13 protein-coding genes are annotated in these 13,921 nt (G+C 57.5%); 9 read left to right on the forward strand and 4 right to left on the reverse strand.

From position 1 onward, the window contains the following. Positions 1-124 precede the first annotated feature (124 nt). A complete protein-coding gene (locus AABC73_RS22705) occupies positions 125-343 on the forward strand; it encodes a bacterioferritin-associated ferredoxin (protein ID WP_341521058.1) in 219 nt (72 codons plus the stop codon). Positions 344-543: 200 nt separating this feature from the next. Then, a complete protein-coding gene (gene bfr / locus AABC73_RS22710; protein ID WP_020288938.1) occupies positions 544-1,014 on the forward strand; it encodes a bacterioferritin in 471 nt (156 codons plus the stop codon). A gap of 147 nt (positions 1,015-1,161) precedes the next feature. Here bfr and grxD read toward each other — a convergent pair whose 3' ends face one another. From grxD to AABC73_RS22725, 3 genes are all read right to left on the reverse strand, one after another. Beyond that, positions 1,162-1,503 carry a Grx4 family monothiol glutaredoxin gene (gene grxD / locus AABC73_RS22715; RefSeq protein ID WP_341521059.1) on the reverse strand — a complete coding sequence of 114 codons (342 nt, stop codon included), beginning with the start codon at positions 1,501-1,503 and terminating at the stop codon, positions 1,162-1,164. A gap of 93 nt (positions 1,504-1,596) precedes the next feature. Beyond that, positions 1,597-3,705, reverse strand: a complete 2,109-nt coding sequence (locus tag AABC73_RS22720) for a molybdopterin oxidoreductase family protein (protein ID WP_341521060.1) — start codon at positions 3,703-3,705, stop codon at positions 1,597-1,599. Positions 3,706-3,839: 134 nt separating this feature from the next. Continuing rightward, positions 3,840-4,130 (reverse strand): hypothetical protein, encoded by a 291-nt coding sequence (locus AABC73_RS22725; protein ID WP_065835418.1) that lies wholly within the window; start codon positions 4,128-4,130, stop codon positions 3,840-3,842. 449 nt (positions 4,131-4,579) lie between these two features. Between AABC73_RS22725 and argF the strand changes: the two genes are divergently transcribed. Further along, positions 4,580-5,500 carry an ornithine carbamoyltransferase gene (gene argF, locus AABC73_RS22730; protein ID WP_341521061.1) on the forward strand — a complete coding sequence of 307 codons (921 nt, stop codon included), beginning with the start codon at positions 4,580-4,582 and terminating at the stop codon, positions 5,498-5,500. Then, on the forward strand, positions 5,497-6,576 hold the full coding sequence (locus AABC73_RS22735; RefSeq protein WP_341521062.1) for an ABC transporter ATP-binding protein: 1,080 nt from the start codon (positions 5,497-5,499) through the stop codon (positions 6,574-6,576). The genes argF and AABC73_RS22735 overlap by 4 nt, the downstream gene beginning before the upstream one ends. Before the next feature lie 123 nt (positions 6,577-6,699). On the opposite strand, the gene ybaK is transcribed toward AABC73_RS22735, so the two are convergent. Beyond that, on the reverse strand, positions 6,700-7,170 hold the full coding sequence (ybaK, locus tag AABC73_RS22740; RefSeq protein WP_331150337.1) for a Cys-tRNA(Pro) deacylase: 471 nt from the start codon (positions 7,168-7,170) through the stop codon (positions 6,700-6,702). A 352-nt stretch (positions 7,171-7,522) separates the two neighbouring features. Between ybaK and AABC73_RS22745 the strand changes: the two genes are divergently transcribed. From AABC73_RS22745 to AABC73_RS22765, 5 genes are all read left to right on the forward strand, one after another. Then, complete coding sequence (locus AABC73_RS22745; RefSeq protein WP_331150336.1) at positions 7,523-8,386, forward strand: MIP/aquaporin family protein; 864 nt, start codon at positions 7,523-7,525, stop codon at positions 8,384-8,386. Between the two features lie 54 nt (positions 8,387-8,440). Next, entirely contained in the window at positions 8,441-9,946 is a 1,506-nt protein-coding gene (gene glpK, locus AABC73_RS22750; RefSeq protein ID WP_331150335.1) for a glycerol kinase GlpK, read from the forward strand. A 113-nt stretch (positions 9,947-10,059) separates the two neighbouring features. Next, positions 10,060-10,815 carry a DeoR/GlpR family transcriptional regulator gene (locus tag AABC73_RS22755; protein ID WP_331150334.1) on the forward strand — a complete coding sequence of 252 codons (756 nt, stop codon included), beginning with the start codon at positions 10,060-10,062 and terminating at the stop codon, positions 10,813-10,815. Between the two features lie 274 nt (positions 10,816-11,089). Next, positions 11,090-12,628: a glycerol-3-phosphate dehydrogenase gene (gene glpD, locus AABC73_RS22760; protein ID WP_341521063.1), complete on the forward strand. Its 1,539-nt coding sequence runs from the start codon at positions 11,090-11,092 to the stop codon at positions 12,626-12,628. Between the two features lie 342 nt (positions 12,629-12,970). Beyond that, on the forward strand, positions 12,971-13,885 hold the full coding sequence (locus AABC73_RS22765) for a glutamate/aspartate ABC transporter substrate-binding protein (RefSeq protein ID WP_341521064.1): 915 nt from the start codon (positions 12,971-12,973) through the stop codon (positions 13,883-13,885). Positions 13,886-13,921 lie beyond the last annotated feature (36 nt).

Consider the following 13,921-nt stretch of genomic DNA (forward strand, 5'->3'; position numbering starts at 1 on the left):
AAGCATATTCCGTGATTTACCATTCATCGGTGGTGCGCGAAAGTCTCTCAAAGAGTTTTGACAAGCATTCTCATTAACATTAGTATCCTCCGCATCGAGCAATGAACAGCGACGGTTCTCACTTATGTATGTCTGCCTCTGCCAAGGTGTTACTGACGGTCAAATCCGGGATGCAATTCTCGAGGGCTGCTGCAGTTATCGCGACGTCCGCCAAACCCTGGGCGTAGCCAGCCAATGTGGGAAATGCGCGTGCCTCGCCAAGGAAGTCGTGCGTAATACGCTCAGCGAACTGCAAATCAGCAAGCCCTCGCTGGCTTACCCCGCAGAATTTTCAGTCGCCTGATCAAACGAATTCAAAGAACCGGACCCAGTGTCCGGTTTTTTTATGCCTGTAATTCAAACGCTTAGGACCAAGATGCGGAACACAAACATTCTTATTACTATTTATTTTCACTTAGTATTCAATAACTTAGGTTTGACAGAGTTATAACTGCGGCTCAAACTTGCTTTTTATAGACACAAGCCATTGGCAGGACCTCGAACATGAAAGGCGACATTACAGTCATCCAGCATCTCAACAGGATCCTCGGAAACGAGCTGGTCGCGATCAATCAATACTTCCTGCATGCCCGCATGTACGAAGATTGGGGTCTGAAAAAGCTGGGTGCGCACGAGTATCACGAATCCATCGACGAGATGAAACACGCTGACAAGCTGATCAAGCGCATCCTGTTCCTTGAAGGCCTGCCTAATCTGCAAGAGCTGGGCAAGATCCTGATCGGCGAACACACCAAGGAAATGCTTGAGTGCGATCTGAAGATAGAGCAAAAAGGCTTGGCCGACCTCAAGGCTGCCATTGCGCACTTTGAAGTGGTTGGCGACTTCGGCAGCCGCGAACTGCTGGAAGACATTCTCGAATCCGAGGAAGAGCACATTGACTGGCTCGAAACCCAGCTCGGTCTGATCGACAAGGTAGGGATTGAAAACTACCTGCAGTCGCAAATGGGCGACTGAACAGCCTGATCGACCGATACAAAAAAGCCCCGCGTCTCTAACGAGAGCGGGGCTTTTTGTTGCAGGACCGGCTTCAGCCGGGAGAACCCACTCCTGGCTGAAGCCGGTCCTGCGGTTGGCGAGTGAAATACCCGCCAACAGGTTCTATCAAGCTTCGGTCTTGCTGGCCGCAGCTTTGGTGGTTGCTTCCTTGACCAGCGTTGGCAGCGAGCCATCAGCCATCATTTCGGTGATGATGTCGCTACCACCAACCAGTTCGCCTGCTACCCACAGTTGTGGGAAAGTCGGCCAGTTGGCGTACTTTGGCAGGTTGGCGCGGATTTCCGGGTTCTGCAGGATATCGACATACGCGAATTTCTCGCCGCATGCCATTAATGCCTGGGAAGCCTTCGACGAAAAACCGCACTGCGGGGCATTCGGAGAGCCTTTCATGTAAAGCAGAACGGTGTTGTTGGCAATCTGCTCTTTAATCGTTTCGATGATATCCATGGAGCACCTCGGCTTAACTTTTTCCGACTCAGTTGTCGACACGGTGGCGCATTGTAACGGAATCCCGAGCAGGACGCTCAGCCTTCCCTGCCCTCAGGCAGCAGCAACCTGCACACAAACCCCGTTCAACACCGCATTGCCGGACAGGCTGTCGAGCTGCCGCTCATCGGTCAAGTCGTTGGCGCTGACGCCAGGCTGGCTTTGCGCGATGCCCATTTGTACGCCAGGCCGTGCATGACCCCAACCGTGAGGCAGGCTGACCACGCCCGGCATCATGTCGAGACTGGCCAGCACCTGCACTTCAATGACACCCACCCGGGAACTGACGCGCACTTGCTGTCCATCGCTCAGCCCACGACTGGCAAGGTCGTCGGGATGCATGAACAACTGATGGCGCGGCTTGCCTTTCACCAGCCGGTGATAGTTGTGCATCCAGGAATTATTACTGCGCACATGACGGCGACCGATCAGCAACAATTCGCCGACGACTGGGGCGCTGGCGGCGGCGAAACGCGCAAGATCAGCCATGATCACCTCGGGCGCGGCCTGAATGTGCCCATTCGCAGTTTTCAAGCGTGACGCCAGGTTCGGCTTCAGCGCGCCAAGGTCCACGCCATGGGGATGATCAAGCAGGCGATCCACGGACAGCTGGTATTGCGACGCGTCGCCATACAATCCGCCACGCAAACCCCGATCGATCATCTGTGCCGGAGCCATGGTCGGTTTCAACTCGCGTCCGGCCCTGGCAGCAAAAGCCTTGGCCAGGCCGACAAAGATTTCCCAGTCATGCAAGGCGCCTGCCGGTTTTTCGAGAATCGCCCGATTGAAACGGGTCACGTTGCGCACGGCGAACATGTTGAACGTCGTGTCGTAATGATCGTTTTCCAGCGCCGACGTTGAAGGCAGGATCAAGTCGGCGTGGCGCGTGGTTTCGTTGATGTACAAATCGATGCTGAGCATGAACTCAAGCCCGTCCAGCGCCTGATCCAGCTGGCGGCCATTGGGTGTCGACAGCACCGGATTGCCCGCCACGGTGATCAACGCTTTGACCTGCCCTTCCCCTTCGCTGAGGATTTCTTCGGCCAGCGCCGATACCGGCAACTCGCCAGCGTATTCAGGAAGACCGGAAACCCGGCTCTGCCACTGATTGAAATGCCCACCGGACGTCGTACTGACCAGATCCACTGCCGGTTCGGTGCACAAGGCGCCGCCGGTTTGATCAAGATTGCCGCTGACCAGATTGATCAACTGCACCAGCCAATGGCACAAGGTGCCGAACACTTGCGTGGATATGCCCATGCGCCCGTAACACACGGCTTTGTCGGCTGCGGCAAAATCCCGCGCCAGTTGCCGGATTTGCTGCGCAGGGACACCACAACGCGGGCTCATCGCTTCGGCCGTCATCGCAGCAATCGCCTGGCGTACTTCATCCAGGCCGTCCACTGGAAGATGGCTGACGCGGGTCAGACCTTCCTCGAACAGTGTATTGAGCAGACCGAACAGCAAGGCCGCGTCGCCGCCAGGCCGAACGAACATATGTTGATCGGCAATCGCCGCCGTTTCGCTGCGCCGGGGATCGACCACCACCACTTTGCCGCCGCGAGCCTGGATCGCTTTCAGACGTTTTTCCACATCCGGAACGGTCATGATGCTGCCGTTGGAAGCCAGTGGATTGCCACCCAGGATCAGCATGAAATCGGTGTGATCGATGTCGGGGATCGGCAGCAGCAACCCGTGGCCGTACATCAGGAAACTGGTGAGGTGATGCGGCAGTTGATCCACGGAAGTCGCGGAGTAACGATTGCGGGTCTTGAGCAGGCCGAGAAAATAATTACTGTGCGTCATCAACCCATAGTTATGCACGCTGGGATTGCCCTGATACACCGCCACGGCGTTTTGCCCATGCCGCTGCTGAATGGACAGCAGACGCTCGGCCACCAGCTCGAACGCGTCGTGCCAGCTGATCGGCTGCCATTGATCGCCAATGCGCTGCATCGGCTGGCGCAGTCGGTCCGGGTCATTCTGGATATCCTGCAATGCCACCGCTTTGGGGCAGATATGCCCGCGACTGAATGTGTCCAGCGCATCACCCTTGATCGAGGTGATTTGCGTTCCAGACTCCGCAGTCGAAGTGGTTTCGATGGTGAGGCCGCAAATGGCTTCACACAGGTGACAGGCACGGTGGTGGAGGGTCTTGGTCATCGCCAGCCTCATATTTTTGTCGTCGCGATCTGAACTGATCGAGCAAACCAAACTATGGGGCGTGGCAGGCGAGTTCGCCAGAGTCGTTCATCCCGTGAATCGGCGGGCATCAGGCGCGCCGATGGGACGGAGGATCAGCCGCCGATGGGCGTGATCTTGCGTTGCAGCTGGATTTCGTGAACGGTTTCGATCTGTTCCTGAGCCACATGAACGCCGGTCAGTTCGCCGATCAGGCGCCAGTGTTCATCCAGACCGGAGCTGATGGTCGCCATACGGTCGATCATGCGACGACCGGCAGAGCGGGTCACTTCGTCTTCGCTGCGCAGCAGCTCGAATGACATTGAAGTCATGGAAGCTGTGAGATGTGTGAGGGTGCGGGCCGTGAGACCGAGCAACTCCGTCAGTTGATGTTCTTTTGAATCCATTCCCCGAGCCTCTTGATTGCGCGCCAGCCATTTATAACTCAGCGCGGCATTTTATGAAACGTAATGAAACGGGCGACGTGTCAGCCACGTGAAGCAGGTCGCATATGCTACGCATAACAACGCTGGGGTCGGCAGCAATTGCATTGGCTCGTGAGGTCGGTGTACAAATGTGCTTCCCCGCTTCCAGCAGGGTGAAATCCTCGTGAGGATGTAAAGAGTCTAGCCGACGCTGACAATCCCACAACGGCTCACGATCGGCCCAAGCATGTTTCAAAACATTGCTAAAGGCTTATAAATCAATGCCGCTATTGGTAAGAGGCGACATTTTTTTATACCATCGCGCCTTTCCTATTCGCCGCCTCGTGCGGCCTCCGCCGTAGATCTCGCCCGTTTTCCCGATAAAACCCGGCTTTGAGCATCTGCGGTCTGTTGCAAAAAGGTAGTTAATGATGAACGCCAGGCACTTTCTCTCGATGATGGACTACCAGCCGGAAGAGCTCGTGCGCCTGATTCGACGCGGCGTGGAGCTCAAGGAGCTGCGAAATCGCAGCGTGCTTTACGAGCCACTGAAAAGCCGGGTGCTGGGGATGGTTTTCGAAAAATCATCGACACGTACCCGTGTTTCCTTTGAAGCCGGCATGATCCAGTTGGGTGGCCAGGCGATCTTTTTGTCGCCTCGTGACACTCAATTGGGCCGTGGTGAACCCATTGGCGACGCCGCACGCGTGCTTTCGAGCATGCTCGACGTGGTGATGATTCGTACGTTTGCCCACAGCAATCTGCTCGAGTTCGCAGCCAACTCTCGCGTCCCGGTCATCAACGGTTTGTCTGACGATTTACACCCGTGCCAATTGCTGGCCGATATGCAGACCTTCCTGGAGCATCGCGGCTCGATCAAAGGCAAGACAGTCGCCTGGATCGGCGATGGCAACAACATGTGCAACAGCTATATAGAAGCGGCGATTCAGTTCGACTTTCAGCTGCGGGTTGCCTGCCCCGCCGGTTATGAACCCAACGCTGAATTCCTGGCCCTGGCCGGCGAGCGGGTAACGGTGGTGCGCGATCCTCGCGAAGCCGTCGCTGGCGCGCATCTGGTCAGCACGGACGTCTGGACCTCCATGGGCCAGGAAGAAGAAACCGCCAAGCGCATCGCGCAGTTCCGTCCATTCCAGGTGACCCGGGAACTGCTGGACCTGGCTGCCGAAGACGTACTGTTCATGCATTGCCTGCCCGCACACCGAGGCGAAGAAATCAGCGTCGATTTGCTCGACGATCCGCGCGCCGTGGCGTGGGATCAGGCGGAAAATCGTCTGCACGCGCAGAAAGCCTTGCTCGAATTTCTTGTCGCGCCATCCTGCCAGCCAGAATGAGCCAGCCGCTTCTGCTGAATCTGCGCAATCTGGCATGCGGCTATCAGGATCAACGGGTGGTGCAGAATCTCAATCTGCACCTGAACGCCGGCGATATCGGCTGCCTGTTGGGTTCTTCCGGCTGTGGCAAGACCACGACCCTGCGCGCCATTGCCGGCTTTGAACCGGTGCATGAAGGGGAAATCACCCTCGCCGGGGAAGCCATTTCCCGACCGGGTTTTACCCTTGCGCCGGAGAAGCGCCGCATCGGCATGGTCTTCCAGGACTACGCGTTGTTCCCACACCTGAGCGTCGCCGAGAACATCGCGTTTGGCATTCGCAAACATCCGCGTCTCAAGCAGGTAACCGAAGAACTGCTGGAACTGGTCAACCTCGGCGCACTGGGCAAGCGTCATCCCCATGAGTTGTCCGGCGGCCAGCAACAGCGCGTCGCCCTCGCGCGTGCATTGGCGCCCGAGCCGCAGTTGTTATTGCTCGATGAACCGTTCTCCAACCTGGATGGGGAATTGCGGCGCCGGTTGAGCCATGAAGTTCGCGACATCCTCAAGGCGCGCGGCACCAGTGCGATTCTGGTCACGCACGATCAGGAAGAGGCGTTTGCGGTCAGCGATCATGTCGGGGTCTTCAAGGAAGGTCGTCTTGAGCAGTGGGATACGCCCTACAACCTGTATCACGAACCCCTTACGCCGTTCGTTGCCAGCTTCATTGGCCAGGGCTATTTCATTCGTGGCCTGATGGTCGACCCACAATCGGTGCAAACCGAACTGGGCGTGTTGCAAGGCAACCGTGCGTATCCCTCAATCAAAGGCAGCGCCGTCGATGTATTGCTGCGCCCGGACGATATCGTTTATGACCGGGACAGTGCGCTCAAGGCGCGGGTAACCAGCAAGACATTCCAGGGCGCATCAACGCTCTACCGCTTGCAACTTTCCACCGGCAGCCAGTTGGAGGCGATCTTTCCGAGCCATGCTGATTACCTCGCAGGTGAAGAAGTCGGGATTCGCGTCGCGGCTGAACACCTGGTGGTGTTTCCGGCGGCGGGGAGTATTTCCGCGCAGAGCGCTGGCTTGAGCTGACAGACTGGAGACGCACTACCTGTGCAGACTGTGTGGGAGCGAGCTTGCTCGCGAAGAGGTAGTTACATCACCAGCAGGTTAGCGCGTCAGGAATTGCCTTCGCGAGCAAGCTCGCACCACCAGTCAGCTACGCCCAACCGGCGCGAAAATCGCCTTGGTCTGCTCGGCAAGCACCGCTGGCGCCAGCTCGACCTCCAGCCCGCGCCGTCCGGCGCTGACGTAAATCGTTGCGAATGCCTCGGCGCTTTGGTCGATGAATGTGCGCAAACGCTTCTTCTGGCCTAACGGGCTGATCCCGCCAAGCAAGTAGCCGGTCGAACGCTGAGCGGCGGCAGGATCGGCCATTTCCGCCTTCTTGGCACCCGCCGCATGGGCCAGCGCCTTGAGATCCAGCGTTCCGACCACCGGGACCACCGCCACCAGCAACTCGCCCTTTTCCGTACTCGCCAGCAGCGTCTTGAAGACCTGCTGCGGATTCAGCCCAAGCTTTTCTGCGGCCTCCAGGCCATACGATGCCGCTTTCGGGTCATGTTCGTAACTGTGGACACGATGTTCGGCGCGAACTTTTTTCAGCAGATCCAGTGCGGGGGTCATGCAGCACTCCAGGGTGGCGGGCAGATCGATTCAGGCCGCTACTTTAAGCGATCCGCCGTCAGCGCGTCTTGATCAGCGCCTGAATCCTGGGTGATGACTGCTCAAGGACGCCTCATGCGCCACAAATCGCAACCCGCTTCAGCCCTTTGGTCACAATATGGCCTATGGTTCACATTCGACCTTTGACAGTATTCATTCTTGTCTATATTTTTTCGTTTACGAATATCATCGGAACTATATTTCTAGCCACGGTCGAATCTCGGTCGGCGATGGGGTTTCGCCAACACGATGAAAAAGATAGCACCGGTGAATTGCACACGGCGCTGCACAAAAACAAAAAACGAGGTACTTCATGACAATCGCTCTACAACAACCGACGCTGAAAGGCCAATGCGTGGCCGAATTTCTGGGCACAGCCCTGATGATTTTTTTCGGCACAGGATGTGTTGCGGCGCTCAAGGTCGCGGGTGCCACGTTCGGCTTATGGGAAATCAGCATCATCTGGGGCCTGGCGGTCAGCATGGCGATCTATTTCAGCGCCGGAGTTTCCGGAGCTCACCTCAATCCGGCGGTCAGCATCGCGCTGAGTCTGTTTGCCGGTTTTGAAAAGCGCAAACTGCCGTTTTATATCGCCGCGCAAACGGCTGGAGCCTTTTGCGGTGCCGGTCTGGTGTATTTGCTGTATGTGAGTCTTTTCTTCGAATTCGAACAAACTCACCACATGGTGCGCGGCACGCTTGAAAGCCTCGAGCTGGCCTCGGCGTTCACCACCTACCCTAATCCGGCGATTTCAATCGGTCAGGCGGCATTGGTGGAATTTGTGATTACCGCGATCCTGATGGCGGTGATCATGTCGCTGACCGACGACAACAACGGCCTGCCACGCGGCGCCCTGGCACCCTTGTTGATTGGCTTGCTGGTTGCATTGATCGGCGCCTCCACCGCCCCGCTGACCGGCTTTGCCATGAATCCTGCACGGGACTTCGGCCCTAAACTGATGACGTTCATTGCGGGCTGGGGTGAAATGGCTTTCACCGGCGGACGCGATATTCCCTACTTCCTGGTTCCGATTTTTGCACCAATTCTTGGTGCCTGCCTCGGCGCTGCCAGCTATCGTGCGTTGATCGCGCGCCATCTGCCCAACGCCACCCCTGCCAGTGCCGCACCCGTTGTAAAAAAGGATGCTGATGTTGCTGCCCTGAAAGTCCGGGCTTGAGCTTGAACCTCACCCGCTCTCTTGAAACTCACCCATTATTGCAAGGCAATCGACATGACTGACTCACAGAACAAGAACTACATCATTGCGCTTGACCAGGGCACGACCAGCTCACGGGCGATCATCTTCGACCGCGACGCCAATGTGGTGAGCACCGCCCAAAGCGAATTCGTCCAGCATTACCCGCAAGCAGGCTGGGTCGAACACGATCCGATGGAAATCTTCGCCACCCAGACGGCCTGCATGACCAAGGCGCTGGCCCAGGCAGATTTGCATCACAACCAGATCGCCGCCATCGGCATCACCAACCAGCGTGAAACCACGGTGATCTGGGAGAAGGAAACCGGCCGGCCGATCTACAACGCCATCGTCTGGCAGTGCCGCCGCAGCACGGAAATCTGTCAGCAGCTCAAGCGTGATGGCCTGGAAGATTACATCAGGGACACCACTGGTCTGGTCATCGACCCGTACTTCTCCGGATCCAAGATCAAGTGGATTCTGGATAACGTCGAAGGCAGCCGCGAACGCGCGCGCAACGGCGAGCTGATGTTCGGCACCATCGATAGCTGGTTGATCTGGAAATTCACCGGCGGCAAGGTTCACGTCACCGATTACACCAACGCCTCGCGGACCATGCTGTTCAACATTCACAAGCTGGAATGGGACCAGCGCATGCTGGACGTGCTGGATATCCCGCGTGAAATGCTCCCGGAAGTGAAGTCTTCGTCGGAAGTCTACGGCCACAGCAAAAGCGGCATTCCTATCGCCGGCATCGCAGGCGACCAGCAAGCTGCGCTGTTCGGCCAGATGTGCGTCGAGCCAGGCCAGGCCAAGAACACCTACGGCACCGGCTGTTTCCTGCTGATGAACACCGGCAAGAAGGCAGTGAAATCTGCGCACGGCATGCTGACCACCATCGGTTGCGGCCCGCGCGGCGAAGTCGCCTATGCACTGGAAGGCGCAGTTTTCAACGGCGGCTCTACCGTGCAGTGGCTGCGTGACGAACTGAAGATCATCACCGATGCGGTGGATACCGAGTACTTCGCCACCAAGGTCAAGGACAGCAACGGCGTTTACCTGGTCCCGGCCTTCACCGGACTGGGCGCGCCGTACTGGGACCCGTATGCCCGTGGCGCACTGTTCGGCCTGACCCGTGGCGTGAAAGTCGATCACATCATTCGTGCTGCGCTGGAATCCATCGCCTACCAGACCCGCGACGTACTCGACGCCATGCAACAGGATTCCGGCGAGCGCCTGAAATCTCTGCGTGTCGACGGCGGCGCCGTGGCCAACAACTTCCTCATGCAGTTCCAGGCGGACATCCTCGGCACCCACGTGGAACGTCCGCAAATGCGCGAAACCACGGCCCTGGGCGCAGCGTTCCTTGCCGGCCTGGCCATTGGTTTCTGGAGCAGCCTGGATGAGTTGCGCAACAAGGCGGTGATCGAGCGCGAGTTCGAACCACAGTGTGACCCCGAGAAGCGCGAGAAACTCTACGCAGGCTGGCAGAAGGCCGTGGCGCGCACCCGTGACTGGGAACCCCACGAAAACGAAGAATAAGCAGCGCCTGATCGGGGGGCAGTATTGAGTTACATGAGTTTCCGGCTGACAGGCAGCCTGTGCCTGCGGCATCATGGGCCGCATTTGGCAGCCTGAAAGGACACTCAACAATAATGAATCTGCCCCCCCGTCAGCAGCAGATCCTCGAACTGGTCCGTGAGCGCGGCTATGTCAGCATCGAGGAAATGGCCACGCTGTTCGTCGTGACCCCGCAAACCATCCGCCGCGATATCAATCAGCTGGCGGAAATGAACCTGTTGCGCCGCTACCACGGCGGCGCGGCCTATGATTCGAGCATCGAAAACACCGCCTACGCCATGCGTGCGGATCAGATGCGCGATGAGAAACAACGGATTGCCGAGGCCATCGCCGCGCAAATCCCCGATCACGCCTCGCTGTTCATCAATATCGGTACCACCACCGAGTCCATTGCCCGCGCCCTGCTCAATCACAACAACCTGAAAATCATCACCAACAACCTCCATGTGGCGTCGATTCTCAGCGCCAAGGATGATTTCGAGGTGTTGCTGGCGGGCGGCAACGTACGCCGTGATGGCGGCGTCGTTGGTCAGGCCAGCGTCGACTTCATCAATCAGTTCAAGGTCGACTTCGCCCTGGTCGGCATCAGCGGTATCGACGAAGACGGTAGCCTGCTGGATTTCGATTATCAGGAAGTGCGGGTCTCCCAGGCGATCATCGCCAATGCGCGGCAAGTCTTGCTGGCGGCGGATTCGAGCAAATTCGGCCGCAACGCCATGGTGCGCCTCGGACCTATCAGTTTGATCGATTGTCTGGTGACTGATCAGGCACCGGTACCGGCGTTGATGCAGTTGCTGGCGCAGAACAAGATCCGACTGGAAGTGGTTTAAGACCAGCCCGCTGCGGGAGCGAGCTTGCTCGCGAAGAGGCAATTTCATCCGGCACCTGTTTTGCGCCGAACAAATGGCCTTCGCAAGCAAGCTTGCTCCCACGAGCTAGAGCCGCCTGGCTGGCCCCATGTTCACTTTTGTTCCTTTTCCCTCCCCATGATCAGTATTTTCAATCAGTCTTGACTGGCTAGACCTTCATTATTGAGCTATGATTTTCGGAAATGAACATAAATGTTCGAATTTGTTGTTCGAACAAATATCAGGAGGCCATCCGATGCCCCATTCCGTCTTGCCTGTACCGCCCCTTTCCGAGGTCTACGACATCGCCGTCATTGGTGGTGGTATCAATGGTGTCGGAATTGCCGCAGATGCCTCCGGTCGTGGTCTTTCAGTGTTCCTTTGTGAAAAGGACGACCTTGCCAGTCACACCTCTTCTGCCAGCAGCAAGCTGATCCACGGCGGGCTGCGCTACCTCGAACATTACGAATTCCGTCTGGTCCGTGAAGCCCTCGCCGAGCGTGAAGTGCTGTTGGCCAAGGCACCGCACATCGTCAAACCGATGCGCTTTGTGTTGCCCCATCGCCCGCACTTGCGCCCGGCGTGGATGATTCGTGCCGGTTTGTTTCTGTATGACCACCTGGGCAAGCGCGAGAAACTGCCCGGCTCACGCAGCTTGCGTTTCGGCAGCGATAGCCCGCTGAAAACAACTATCACCCGCGGTTTTGAATATTCCGATTGCTGGGTCGACGACGCTCGCCTCGTGGTGCTCAACGCCATGGCTGCGCGGGAACACGGCGCGCATATCCACACCCAGACCCGCTGCCTGAATGCCCGGCGCAGCAATGGCCTGTGGCATCTGCACATGGAACGCGCCGACGGCACGCTGTTTTCGATTCGCGCCAAGGCGTTGGTCAATGCCGCCGGCCCGTGGGTCGCCAAGTTCATTCGCGATGATCTGAAACTGACTTCGCCGTATGGCATCCGCCTGATTCAAGGCAGTCACTTGATCGTGCCAAAGCTGTATGAAGGCGAAAACGCGTTCATCCTGCAAAACGAAGATCAGCGCATCGTGTTTGCGATTCCGTATCTGGAACGCTTCACGATCATCGGCACCACAGACCGCGAATATCAGGGCGATCCGAGCAAGGTTGAAATCACCGATGGCGAAATGGACTACATGCTCAAAGTCGCCAACGATCACTTCAAGAAGCAGCTGACCCGCGACGATGTGTTCAACACCTATTCCGGCGTGCGCCCGCTGTGCAACGACGAGTCGGACAACCCGTCGGCGATTACCCGCGACTACACCCTGGCGCTGTCCGGTGGCGGCGATGAAGCACCGATTCTGTCGGTATTCGGCGGCAAGCTGACGACTTATCGCAAGCTGGCGGAATCGGCGCTGGCGCAGCTTGCACCGTTCTTCAAGGACATGAAGCCAAGCTGGACCGCCAAGGCCAGCCTGCCCGGCGGTGAAGACATGAGCACCCCGGCCGCGTTGAGCGCCGAACTGACTCAGCGCTGCGCCTGGTTGCCGGCAGACATCGCCCAACGTTGGGCGCGCACCTACGGCAGTCGCAGCTGGCGCCTGCTGGAAGGCGTGCAAAGCCTTGCGGACATGGGCGACAGCCTTGGTGCCGGCCTGTACACCCGCGAGGTCGATTACCTGTGCAGCACCGAATGGGCGACCACCGCTGAAGACATTCTGTGGCGTCGCAGCAAACTGGGCCTGTTCATGACCGCTGAAGAGCGTGCTGGCGTTCAGCAATACCTGGATGTTGTGGCGCGTAGAAAAGGCGCTATCGAAGCAGCGTAATTGCGCTGAGCAGGACTAACCCGTGGGAGCGAATAAATTTGCTCCCACGGGTTTTGCATTTCAACAGCCGCCAATCCATTCGGTTTTCCGAACACTCCTCGACGCAGGGTTCGGCATCCCGGACGTCCGAACACCCCGCATCTCCTTCGATAAAATTTTAAACCCTTTAAAACCAACGACTTAACTCTATGTCGCGTGCTTGGCACGGCTCCTGCTCTACACTACTTGTCGATCGCTTCGACAGTAACGTGTGCCCCTGTCGGCCGCCGTTGAAGCATTCGCCGAACAAGAGGGCCACACCTGTTTGGGCCCCATAAAAAAAACAAAGTCGAGGAATTACAGATGCGCATCGTCCCCCATCTTTTGGGCGCAGCAATCGCTGCTGCTCTGATTACCACTCCAGTTTTCGCCGCCGAACTCACCGGCACACTGAAGAAAATCAAAGAGTCCGGCACCATCACCCTCGGGCACCGCGATGCTTCGATTCCGTTTTCCTATATCGCTGATGCTTCCGGCGTTCCGGTTGGCTACTCCCACGATATCCAGCTGAAAATCGTCGAAGCCATCAAGAAAGACCTGGACATGCCGGACCTGAAGGTCAAGTACAACCTGGTCACTTCCCAGACACGTATCCCGCTGGTACAGAACGGCACCGTTGACGTTGAATGTGGTTCGACCACCAACAACGTTGAGCGTCAGCAGCAGGTTGACTTCTCGGTAGGCATCTTCGAAATCGGCACCCGTTTGCTGGCCAAGAAAGATTCCGCCTACAAGGACTTCGCTGACCTGAAAGGCAAGAACGTCGTGACCACTGCGGGCACCACGTCCGAGCGCATCATCAAGTCGATGAACGCCGACAAGCAAATGGGCATGAACGTCATCTCCGCCAAAGACCACGGCGAATCCTTCCAGATGCTGGAATCCGGCCGTGCCGTTGCGTTCATGATGGACGACGCGCTGCTGGCAGGCGAAATGGCCAAGGCCAAGAAGCCGGATGACTGGGCTGTGACCGGCACCGCACAATCCTATGAAATCTACGGCTGCATGGTCCGCAAAGGCGATGAACCGTTCAAGAAAGCGGTCGACGACGCAATCGTGGCGACCTACAAGTCGGGCGAAATCAACACCATCTACCAGAAGTGGTTCCAGTCGCCGATTCCACCAAAAGGCCTGAACCTGAACTTCCCGATGAGCGACGAGCTGAAAAAGCTGATCGCCAATCCGACCGACAAAGCAGCTGACGACAAAAAGGCTTGATGGCCTGATCAAACTGTTTTCCTGAGGGGCCAATCG

It is taken from the genome of Pseudomonas sp. G.S.17 (assembly GCF_038096165.1).
Classification (GTDB): domain Bacteria; phylum Pseudomonadota; class Gammaproteobacteria; order Pseudomonadales; family Pseudomonadaceae; genus Aquipseudomonas.

What these genes read in the sequence shown, in the direction of transcription:
- AABC73_RS22755 (WP_331150334.1), top strand. Translation starts at nt 10,060, where the DNA reads ATGAATCTGCCCCCCCGTCAGCAGCAGATCCTCGAACTGGTCCGTGAG.
- AABC73_RS22765 (WP_341521064.1), top strand. Translation starts at nt 12,971, where the DNA reads ATGCGCATCGTCCCCCATCTTTTGGGCGCAGCAATCGCTGCTGCTCTG.
- grxD (WP_341521059.1), bottom strand. Translation starts at nt 1,503, where the DNA reads ATGGATATCATCGAAACGATTAAAGAGCAGATTGCCAACAACACCGTT.
- AABC73_RS22720 (WP_341521060.1), bottom strand. Translation starts at nt 3,705, where the DNA reads ATGACCAAGACCCTCCACCACCGTGCCTGTCACCTGTGTGAAGCCATT.
- glpD (WP_341521063.1), top strand. Translation starts at nt 11,090, where the DNA reads ATGCCCCATTCCGTCTTGCCTGTACCGCCCCTTTCCGAGGTCTACGAC.
- AABC73_RS22745 (WP_331150336.1), top strand. Translation starts at nt 7,523, where the DNA reads ATGACAATCGCTCTACAACAACCGACGCTGAAAGGCCAATGCGTGGCC.
- argF (WP_341521061.1), top strand. Translation starts at nt 4,580, where the DNA reads ATGAACGCCAGGCACTTTCTCTCGATGATGGACTACCAGCCGGAAGAG.
- glpK (WP_331150335.1), top strand. Translation starts at nt 8,441, where the DNA reads ATGACTGACTCACAGAACAAGAACTACATCATTGCGCTTGACCAGGGC.
- AABC73_RS22735 (WP_341521062.1), top strand. Translation starts at nt 5,497, where the DNA reads ATGAGCCAGCCGCTTCTGCTGAATCTGCGCAATCTGGCATGCGGCTAT.
- AABC73_RS22725 (WP_065835418.1), bottom strand. Translation starts at nt 4,130, where the DNA reads ATGGATTCAAAAGAACATCAACTGACGGAGTTGCTCGGTCTCACGGCC.
- ybaK (WP_331150337.1), bottom strand. Translation starts at nt 7,170, where the DNA reads ATGACCCCCGCACTGGATCTGCTGAAAAAAGTTCGCGCCGAACATCGT.
- bfr (WP_020288938.1), top strand. Translation starts at nt 544, where the DNA reads ATGAAAGGCGACATTACAGTCATCCAGCATCTCAACAGGATCCTCGGA.
- AABC73_RS22705 (WP_341521058.1), top strand. Translation starts at nt 125, where the DNA reads ATGTATGTCTGCCTCTGCCAAGGTGTTACTGACGGTCAAATCCGGGAT.